This window comes from Longimonas sp. (assembly GCF_046498435.1).
Classification (GTDB): Bacteria; Bacteroidota; Rhodothermia; order Rhodothermales; family Salinibacteraceae; genus Longimonas.
Map to the genome: position 1 here is coordinate 1 of NZ_JAWOAR010000274.1, position 10,134 is coordinate 10,134.

A 10,134-nucleotide genomic window follows, 5' to 3' on the forward strand; every position below is an offset into this window, starting at 1 on the left:
ATTGAGCACTGCCCTCTCCCCAAAGTCATCCCGGACGAAGCGGAGCGGAGATCCGGGATCTTCTTCGGGGTACCAAGCTCTCCTCAAACAAAATCGCCACGGATGACCAGGTAACGCACTTTCACTGTCCTACTTAAAACGTCATGATCGGGTGTTGCAACAAAAGGGAAGAGATGGTTTTTCAGGGCAGCGCTATGCGCAAAACAGCGGCACGCTTGTAGGAAAAGTGCCGCAGGTCCATCACGCTCTGCACACAGGACTTGAATAAAGTAAAGGATTCTGCAATACATCGCAGGACTCTGCAATACATGAGGTCCTGCTCTTTGTATCCTCATGAAAACCTTTGCAAGAGTCAATCTCTTTCTCGCTGTCAGCCATACTGCCATGACAGATGCTAATGCATCGCACCCATTTGATACGCAGGTGCGTGTGCCGCTCTCAGCCGAACAACTGCAATGGATTGCCCGAAAGGCAAACGCACGCAACGTATCGGAGCGCGCCTTTGTGCGCTATCTGATCCAGCGGTTTAAGTCAGCCGACGAATACACGCGCGCTGAGGAGGCGCGCTCGGAGTCCAAGGATGCAACTCAGGTTCCACGGTCAGAAAGCGAGGAAGCGACCCCGGGCTCCGATGAGGGCCCCGATAATACGCCGCCATCAATGTTCGATTTTATGGATGCCCCAAATGGGTTGAAGCAACAGGGAGGCGCTTCGCAGACGTAGAGGCCGTCTATTGGGATGATCAGCCCTTTTCTCTCGCAACTTTTCCCATCCTTGATGTGGACGATTGCCAGTTGTTTCTGTTGGATGACTATGCCGACATCTACCTGTTGGTTGAACACGCGCTTTCTGACATCTGCTCACTTACGTGTTGTGCCACCTGTCGTGAGGCGCGGGCCCTGCTTACAACCCGCTCGTTTGACATACTGATGCTCGACCTTCGACTCCCCGATGGGTCAGGTATTGATATGCTGCATTATACGCGGAGGCAGGCTACGTCACGCAATGTCAATACGCCAGCTATTGCGATGACGGCGCAGGTGCTTCCCAAACAAGAGGAACGACTGCTCAACCATGGGTTTGATGCCTACCTTCCCAAGCCCTTCAGCAAAACAGAGATTCGTACCGTCGTTCATGAACAGATGGCGATGTCCTGACTTGAGCGTAGATGATCTTTCCCTTAAGCGGCTTGCAGGGTTGTTCCGTATGTGGACCGCTCCATTTGCATTTATAACTACAGCCTGTAGTATTGAGCACCGATACGCCGTTTCCCGGAGCCGACTCCCGCTACCGCGAGATTCCAGGCGAGCGTCTCGGCCATTTTAAGTCGTCAGTTCCCTATAGTTCGGTGCCCCTATTCATTGAGCACATCCGGATTACGTCTGGGCAGTCGCTCCGTGCTATCCCGCAGTTTGCACATCATGTACTGGGCACGGTGACCGCAGGACGTGCAGAGGGGTACTATCGTCCAAAAGGATCGACCGACCCGCACACAATCGCACTGGATCCGGGCACCTCGTATCTGATAGAAGGCCGAGCACATGGAAAGTGGGGGTGGAGCACATCGGATTGTACTATGCTTGTGGTGTATGTGCCGCCGGCTATGATTCATGAGGTGGTAGCCATGCATGGGCTCGATCCGGCTTATGGGATGCTGCACACCGAGGTGATCGGCAACGACCGCATGCTGCATCTGATCGTTCAGTCGTTGCAACAGATCATAAACGAAGAAGCCGATGCGCCTTCGGTGCGTCCGCTGGTACAGTCGGTAACGCGGGCGCTCACCCTGCGGATGCTCATGAAGCGTCGCCGGACGCGGGCGGGGCCCCTGCTGCTTGAGGAGGCGCGGGGCCCGTTGTCGGCTCCAGCGCGGCGCCGCATTCAGACGTATATTGAGCAACACCTCGATCGTGACATCACCGTGGCGGACATGGCTGAGTGTGTCGATATGAGTCCGTCCTATTTCAGCCGTCTGTTCAAAGAAACAGCTGGCGAAACACCGTACCAGTACGTGCTTCAGCAGCGGTTGCGACAGGCGCAGCACCTGCTGTCAACGACCGACCTTCCCATTGCTGAGATTGCACTGCGTGTGGGATTTGCTAACCAGAGTCACCTTACGCGTCGCTTCCGAAAGAATACGCACACCACGCCAGCGGCGTACCGCCAGGCCGTACGATTGGGGCATTGGGAGCGTCAAGAGGATGCGTAAGACCTGTGCCCATATCAGTAGCACGTAGCGGACGCCATGCAGGTCACCCCGAACGCGTTGTGCTATACCTGTACCTGCCGTTGACCCTGCAGAACTACGTGTGCCCCTACACGGTCATCCCCGACGGATGCCGACCGCCGTCGGTAGACGATCTGGGATCCATCTCCCAATGGATGCCAATGGATGCATGCGTGTGGGATGTGAAGATGCCCTCAAACGGCGAATAGATTACTTCGTGCGTTGCTTCGCTCGGCTTCGGATCTGCTCCCGACAGCAGTCGAGGTGGCCGGGATGACTGCTTGGGAGGCATCACGTGCAATCTAATAGCCAGGACGTACGCAGTTGCAGCTTACGCATGTCATCTCGTCGCGAGGCTCTGCCTCGTGACGCCGTCGTTTAGGGGCTCCGCCCCGTCCACAGGCAGGAAATGACGCCCCTCGGGTCAAGTGCGTAACTCCTAATAGCTACCAGTCGTTCTGTTGTGTCAGGAAATAGTGAGCCGTCAACTGGTGGGGATCGGCGCTTCGTGGTAGGCCCCCAGGAGCTTCTGTTCGGTGGTAAGTTCGTGCAAATGACCCAGGGCACGGCGCAGCGGGGTGTCGGCGTAGCTGCCCGCTACATCAACGTAGAAAAGATACTGTCCGGGCGTGCCGAACTGCGGACGGCTTTCCATTTTGCAGAGGTCGAGTTCGCGCAGTGCAAACACAGCCAGACTTTTGAAAAGCGCCCCGGGCACGTTTTCGCGCAGGGCAAACACCACCGAGGTGCGGTTGGCTTGCGGATGCACATGGTCTTCAGCCTCTCCTGCACGAATCCCCAGAAAGCGGGTGTAGTTGCCGTTATGATCTTCGATGCCCTCGGCCAACACCGTGAGTCCATACTCGATAGCGGCCTGCTTGCTGGCAATGGCTGCCTGGGTTCGGTCGTCCGATTTGGCCACAGCCCGTGCAGCACCAGCGGTATCGTATGCAGCCACCGGCTCGGCATCAGGCAGCGTGCGGGCCACATAGTTCTGGCATTGCCCCAGCGCTTGCGGATGCGAATGTACCGTCCGAATTGTATCGCGTGTAGTCCCAGATGGAGCCATCAGGCAGTGCCGGATGCGCATGAACTGTCCAACTTCGATGTGCACATCGTGCGTTCGCAGGTGGTCGTAGTTGGCGTGTACGCTGCCGAAAAGCGAGTTTTCGATGGGCACCACGCCTGCCTGAACGGTTTTGTTTGCTACGGCCTCGAAGAGATCGGCAAACGTATCACATGGCTGCGGCGTGGCTTCTGGATAGAGGTGCGCAGCAGCGGCTTCGCTGTAGGCCCCGGCTGTTCCTTGAAAGGCAACAGTCATAAGTAATGGGTACGGGTAAATGATCGCGGAAGGCATCCAATGACGGGCCCGCTGCCTTCATCATACGGGTGTTCACGATGTCCTCTTGGCGGAAGTCCCTTGCTATGGCACTACTAAACAGGCCTCCCAGGTCGTCCCGCCACTCCCCCTCATCACTCCCAGGCGGACGGATCGCAACGCCGACTGTTCGCATCTGGGCGTACGTGCCCAGCCCCACCTCGTGCGTTGGCCGAGGCCGGTGCTCCGTCCGCGTAACCTGTGAGGCGTCGCTGTGTTCAGCATGATGAGGGAGGGCGGCTACTGCTGTGTCAATCCTCATTTTGATGGTTGCCTTGCAATTCCCCTCCCACGAAGCCTGTCATGGTGAGCGCAGTCGAACCATCTCCTCGTCATTCAGAAGGTACGGCGGGACAGGGGGCCCTGCCAACCTTGGGGGAGATCTTTATTCACTGCGTTCATCAGTCGCTTCGCTCGTGTCAGGACTCCGCACCTGCTAGGCGCAGTTGCTTCGCTCAAGATGACAGCATACGAATGGGGAACCTTGCAACCCGAACATTCAGGTGTGACACAGCAGTAGCTTATGCTGAATACTTTCGGTACCGTTTGCCCCCTCGGCGAAGACATAACACAGTAGATTCGAGGCTGCGGGTCGGACGCCGGAGCCTCCCTGAACACCTTCGCCACCGGGCTGGCCGAACAGCAACAAGACGCCGTTTCTACGTCTCCGGATCATTCAGGGCCTCAAGATGTGCTCGCGCGGTCTGAACCCGAGGATCGTCGGGGCCGTGCGTGCGGAGGAGAGCCCCATACCCCTCGGAGAGAAGCAACTTCGCCTCCAGGTGGCGCCCCACAGCATTGAGACACCGCCCCAGCAAGACCTTCGTTGCAGCGACGTGCCAGTGCTCCGGACCGAGCGCATCGGTCCGCAGGGCCATTGCCTCTCGAAGGAGCGGCTCGGCCTCCCCGTGGCGGCCCTGGTGGTGAAGCACCATGCCCATGTTGTGCAGACCCATCGTTACGCTCGGGTGGTCGTCCTCGTAGAGCGATCGTCGGAGAACGAGCGACTGCCGGAGAAGCGGTCCGGCCGCGTCGTAGTCTTCCTGGCGGATGTAAAACATACCGAAGTTATTCAGGGTGACGGCCATGTACGGATGTTCTGCTCCGACCGCCTCGCGCAGAATGCGCAGCGTCTCCTCAAAGTGAACAGCCGCCTCTTCAGGCCGTCCCATGTCGTCGAGCAGCAAGGCCAGGCTGTGCAGGCTCGACGCCACGTTCGGGTGCTCGTCACCGTGCAGGCGACGGTCAAGGGCATACGCTTCGCGCAGGAGCGGTTCGGCGGCGGCATACTTTCCCTGGATTCGAAGCAGACTGGCCAAGTTGTCGAGCCCAGCCGCAATGCTCGGGTGGGGCTCATCTCCGTGCAGTGCCCGCGCGACGGACAGCACTTCCCGGTAGACGGCCTCCGTCTCGTCGTAGCGCTCTACATTTTCCAGAACATTGCCCAGCACGCTGAGGGTGGCTGCCACGTTCGGGTGCGGCTTTGCCTCGTAGTTCCGACGGTGCGCAGCGAGGGCGCGGCGAGCATGCGCCTCGGCCTCCTCGAATTGGCCGCGATGGTTCAACAGAAGCGCCAGGTCGCTTCTCGTGATTGCGACCTCTTCGTGGTCGTCCCCGAAAAGCCGCTGACGGATCGTCAACGACGCGCGATAGAGCGGTTCGGCCTCCTCGAAGGCGCCTTTGTGCATGAGTAACCCGGCCAATCGGTTCAGGCTCTCGGCCACGTCGGGGTGGTCGTTCCCGTACAGGGCCCGGCGGAGCGAGAGGGCCTGCCGACTCAGTCGCTCGGCCGCTTCGTATTCCCCTCGTTTCTCGTGGAGAAGAGCGAGGTGGTCCAGGCTGGTGGCCACCTCGGCGTGCCGCGCGCCGAACACCTCGCGTCGAATAGCCAGGCTCTGCTCCAGCAGAGGCTGGGCTGCGTCGTACCGACCAAGGTTCAGATACACCTCTCCAATCACGTCGAGCAGGCGGGCCTGTACAGCGGGCTGCCCGTCCAAGTCCGTATCGATCCGCCGGGCGCCCCGCTCCAGCACTCGCCGCACAGTGACGGTGTCCCCCATCGCGTCCGCAGGGTCCGAACTCCGGAAGACGTCCTGCAAAAAAGCGGCCACTTGGGTGGCGGTTGCCGCCTCAACCTGTGCCCGATCGCGCTCTTTCGTGAGTTGGACCGTGTAGAAGCTCACGAGGAATGCGATTACAGCAATCACGGCAAAGACCGCCATCACCCCCTGCCGATGGCGCCGGACAAATTTCTTTACGCGATAGCCTGTGGTATCGGGACGGGCCGCAACAGGGCGGTCGTCAAGGACCCGCTGTAGGTCGTCGGCTAGTTGTTCGGCGGAGGCGTATCGACGCTCTGGCTCGGGGCGCAACGCCTTCAGAACGATGGTGTCGAGGTCGCCCCGGAGAGCGCGCTGCCGATCCGGTGGAGCAACCGTCGAGGGTAAATCGGGCGACTGCTCGCACACCGTTCGCTCGACCTCTGCGGGCGAACGGTCCGTCAGGTCGTGAGGGCGCCGACCAGCGAGCAGTTCGTAAAGGACCACGCCAAGGGCATATACGTCCGTTGCCGTCGTCACCGCGACTCCTCGCAACTGTTCGGGGGCAGCGTACGCGGGGGTCATCACGGGGTACCCCGTCTGAGTGAGCGCCGCCCCCAGAGCATCGTCATCCGTCAGCATTTTCGCGATCCCGAAATCGAGTAGCTTTACCACGCCCTCGCTGGTCACGAGGATGTTCGAGGGTTTCAGGTCGCGGTGCACGAGCAGGCGGCGGTGCGCATATTGCACGGCCTCGCATACCGTCATGACGAGGCGAACGCGTGCCTCGACAGCGCAGTCGTTTGTATCACAGTACCAATCGATCGGCACGCCGTCGACATGCTCCATCGCAAAGTACGGCTGGCCGTCGTCGGTAACCCCGCCGTCGAGCAGGCGGGCAATGTGGGGATGGCTGAGGCTGGCGAGGATTTGCCGCTCGCTCTGAAAGCGCCGCACAACCTGTACCGAAGCTGCCCCCCCACGAATTACTTTCAGAGCCACCCGCTGCTCGAACTGTCCATCGGCACGTTCAGCAAGAAAGACGGCCCCCATTCCTCCGCGTCCGAGTGGGCCTACGATTCGGTAGGGCCCGATGCGATCCCCTTCGGAGGGACGAAGGCCGGAGGGCAGAAGGTCAGCCGGAAGGGCAAGGCCATCGAAGGCAATGGAGTTGAGCAGGGGATGTGCATCTGCGTCGGCGGCGAGTAGAGAGCGGACCTCGGCGAGCAGGTCTGGCGTGCCCTCACACGCCGTCTCCAAAAACGCATCGCGCTCGTTGGGCGCCCGCTCCAGTGCTGCCTCAAAGAGGAATTGGATGTTCGACCAGCGGTTATTCGTCATCGCTGTTAGTGACTATACTGGAGAACAGATTAAAAAATCTGGAGAATGCGAGACCGAGTTCCGCTAACCTGCGCCGGCCCCCCGCATCTCCCGGCTCAGCCATGCACGAGCCAGGCGCCAGTCGCGTCGGACCGTCGGCTCGGAAACCCCAAGCACCTCGGCGATTTCTCGCTGGGTCAGTCCGCCAAAGAACCGGTACGTGACGACCTGGCTCTGTCGTTCGTTGATGGCTTCGAGGCGGTCGAGCGCATCATCGAGGTCGATCAGGTCCTCTACCCGGACAGTGCGAGGGGCCATTCCATCTTCAAATGTGGCGACAGGCTGGCCCCCGCCTCGCTTCTGTGCAGCCCGGTCCCGCGCGTAATTCAGCAGAATGCGGCGCATCGAGAGTGCGGCGATGCCGAAGAAATGCGCTCGGTTTTGCCAGGTCATCTGGTCGTGCCGTATGAGTTTCTCGTAGGCCTCATGTACCAGCGCCGTCGTGTTGAGGGTGTGATCGGCCCGTTCTCCGCGCAACTGTCGACGCGCCATCGCCTGCAACTCGTCATAGACGTGGGGCAGCAGGGCGTCGATAACCGTGCGGTTCCCGCCGTTTACGGCCTCAAGCATCGCTGTAAAATCCTGGACTGGGGGCATGGAGCATCAAGGGAGGAATGATGAAGGCTGGAGGACTCCCCATAAAAAGATTTCGTGAAGCATTATCGATTCCCGGGACGGTTCGTGCGTTTAGAAACAACCGGGTCCCGAATGGGACGAGGGTTTTGCCTACACCACACCTGCACGCCCCACAGCCCGCACGACCATGACCTCCCAATTTCCTATTAACACGATGATGCTTCAGCGCATGCTGACGGTTATCATCCTTTCGCTCTTTTTGATCGCCTGCGATGGCGGGCCTGGGTCGTCTCCTCTGACTGACGAGGTGGGAGAAGACGTTGACACCTACCTTCAGGATCTTCCCGATTGGGAGGACTTTTCTCCTGCCGACCCGGACCAGCCCCCGACGCCGGCGGGCGATCCTGTGAACGAAGCCCCTATGACGCTCGATGTCGAGAAGATCGACGATGAGGGCAATGTCTACACGGAGGAAAACGTCGTGTATGCGTGCCAGACGCAGCCGTATACGCTCACAGACAATCCCAATCAGATCGCCATGTACGACCCAGACCGGGATGTCTCTTGGGTGGGAGCCCTCATTCAGGGTAGGAGTCATCGCGATGGACTGGGCAGTTTCGAGGGCCTGACGATCGAGGAGCGAGCGCCGATTAACGTCTCGATCCCCGATCTGGCCAACGACGACAACTTTCGACGCGTCGAGCGGCCGGACCAGGCCACTGTCGATCAGGCTCGAGGCTCTATGATCGGGAATGCCACCGAAACCGGATTGGCCACGCCGAGCACCATCTCGTTTGAGATGCAGACGTATCACAGCGAGCAGCAAGCTGCGATGCAGATGGGCCTTTCAGGGCGCTACCTCGGCTACAATGCCTCCGCCACCGGGGCAATCGATCGACGAGAATCGGAGACGACGGTAACCGCCCAGTTCTACCAGCAGATGTATACCGTCGTCGTGGGGGCCCCGGCATCGCCGGGCGCCTTCTTTTCGGAGGACTTTACGTCAGAGAAACTTCAGCGGCTGGTGGACCGGGGCCACATCGGACCCAACAACCTGCCCGTCTACGTTTCCAGCATTGTGTACGGGCGCATGATGATGTTTTCGATGACCTCTACCGCGAGCGAGGAGGACGTTCGTGCCACGATGCAGGCCGGCTACCAGTCGATCGGTGGTAACGTGGAGGCAAACCTCTCTGCCAAACAACAAGCCATCCTGCAGGAGTCGAAAATCAGAGTGACGTCGATTGGGGGGCCCGCGGAGGCTACACTGGCCATCATCCGATCGGGCGACTGGTCGCAGTACTTCACCGAGAGTGCCCCGCTCTCCAGTGCATCGCCGCTCAGCTACGAGCTCCGGTACCTACGCGACCCTGGGAAACGTGCCAGCGTGACGGAATCGACCACGTACAACATCAAGACGTGCACGGCCCGGCAGGCTACACCCGGCACGTTCGACCTGCAGGATGCACAGGATCTGTCGCTGCCCATCCCCACGCCCGTATCGAGCCACGTGATCGACATGGATGGCGACGGCAACGACGACCTCGTCTGGAATCACCTCGGATCGACCAACGAGGTGGCGATCGCCTTTTCGAACGGCGACGGCACGTTCGCCGCTCCCACGACGTGGGCGCACCCGGACACCGCTCCAGGTGGATGGGGGAAATACACGCTGGTGACCGGATTGGTAGATCGCAACGATCGGGTGGACCTGATCTGGAATTACGCCGACACGCGTAACCGCTCGTTCATGGCGATGTCGAACGGCGACGGCACGTTTCGGCTCTTCAGTCAGGTGCATAACGCGACTAACTGGGGCGAGGCCTACTCCGTACACCTTGCCGACGTAAACGGAACCGGCGTGGCCGATCTTATCTGGAACGAGCGCCGAACCCGCAACCGGACCTACGTCGCTATGGGAGCCGGCGATGGCTCGTTCTCGATGGTCCCCGAGTATCAGGACCACCCAAATTCGAACTGGCACAACTACGACCTCCATGTCGGCGATGTCGACAACGACGGGCGGGCAGACTTAGTGTGGAACGAAACCGTCGATTCAGGCAATCGCACTTACGTCGGGCTCTACCACGATCCCACGCCAGGGCGTCACTTCCGATGGCTTCCGGTGCAGGATCGGGGCGCCGGCGGGTGGAACCCGTACACCACGCTGGCTGGCGATGTGGATGGCCAAAACGGCCTGGATCTCGTCTTCGCCCGGCTCGACATGACAGTCCTACCATCGGATGCACCGGCACGGGTGGCCATCCATCGCAATATTTCGCAAGGCAACGGCAAGTTTGTGTTTCCTCCACCGGATTCCTGTGCCCAGCCCGCGAAAACAGACCGTCTCTGATACCGGCTGGGCGACGTGAATGCTGACGGGCGCGACGATTTCGTGCTCTACAACAGGACGCGCGACGAAACGCACGTAGGGTTGGGCACGGCGGAGGGCACGTTCGACTTCTCGCGCGTGCCGCAGACACACTCGCAACAAGATGACTGGTCGCAGTTCCGTCTCCTGGTGGGCGACG

General features: G+C 60.1%; 7 protein-coding genes. 4 read left to right on the plus strand and 3 right to left on the minus strand.

Annotation, left to right across the window (positions count from 1 at the left end):
* Positions 1-384: 384 nt before the first annotated feature.
* The 3 genes from R6U20_RS10615 (at position 385) to R6U20_RS10625 (ending at position 2,209) form a co-directional block, all read left to right on the plus strand.
* Positions 385-723, plus strand: a complete 339-nt coding sequence (locus R6U20_RS10615) for a hypothetical protein (RefSeq protein ID WP_410337832.1) — start codon at positions 385-387, stop codon at positions 721-723.
* Between the two features lie 56 nt (positions 724-779).
* Positions 780-1,157 (plus strand): response regulator, encoded by a 378-nt coding sequence (locus R6U20_RS10620; protein WP_410337833.1) that lies wholly within the window; start codon positions 780-782, stop codon positions 1,155-1,157.
* 92 nt (positions 1,158-1,249) lie between these two features.
* Positions 1,250-2,209: a helix-turn-helix domain-containing protein gene (locus R6U20_RS10625; protein ID WP_410337834.1), complete on the plus strand. Its 960-nt coding sequence runs from the start codon at positions 1,250-1,252 to the stop codon at positions 2,207-2,209.
* Between the two features lie 502 nt (positions 2,210-2,711).
* Here R6U20_RS10625 and pheA read toward each other — a convergent pair.
* From pheA to R6U20_RS10640, 3 genes are all read right to left on the minus strand, one after another.
* The gene (gene pheA, locus R6U20_RS10630; RefSeq protein WP_410337835.1) at positions 2,712-3,551 is read right to left on the minus strand and encodes a prephenate dehydratase; all 840 of its coding nucleotides are present in this window, start codon (positions 3,549-3,551) and stop codon (positions 2,712-2,714) included.
* A 716-nt stretch (positions 3,552-4,267) separates the two neighbouring features.
* Positions 4,268-6,988 carry a tetratricopeptide repeat protein gene (locus R6U20_RS10635; protein WP_410337836.1) on the minus strand — a complete coding sequence of 907 codons (2,721 nt, stop codon included), beginning with the start codon at positions 6,986-6,988 and terminating at the stop codon, positions 4,268-4,270.
* A gap of 63 nt (positions 6,989-7,051) precedes the next feature.
* Entirely contained in the window at positions 7,052-7,624 is a 573-nt protein-coding gene (locus R6U20_RS10640; RefSeq protein ID WP_410337837.1) for an ECF-type sigma factor, read from the minus strand.
* Between the two features lie 166 nt (positions 7,625-7,790).
* On the opposite strand from R6U20_RS10640, the gene R6U20_RS10645 reads away from it, so the two are divergent.
* Positions 7,791-9,956: a thiol-activated cytolysin family protein gene (locus R6U20_RS10645; protein ID WP_410337838.1), complete on the plus strand. Its 2,166-nt coding sequence runs from the start codon at positions 7,791-7,793 to the stop codon at positions 9,954-9,956.
* Positions 9,957-10,134: the final 178 nt, after the last annotated feature.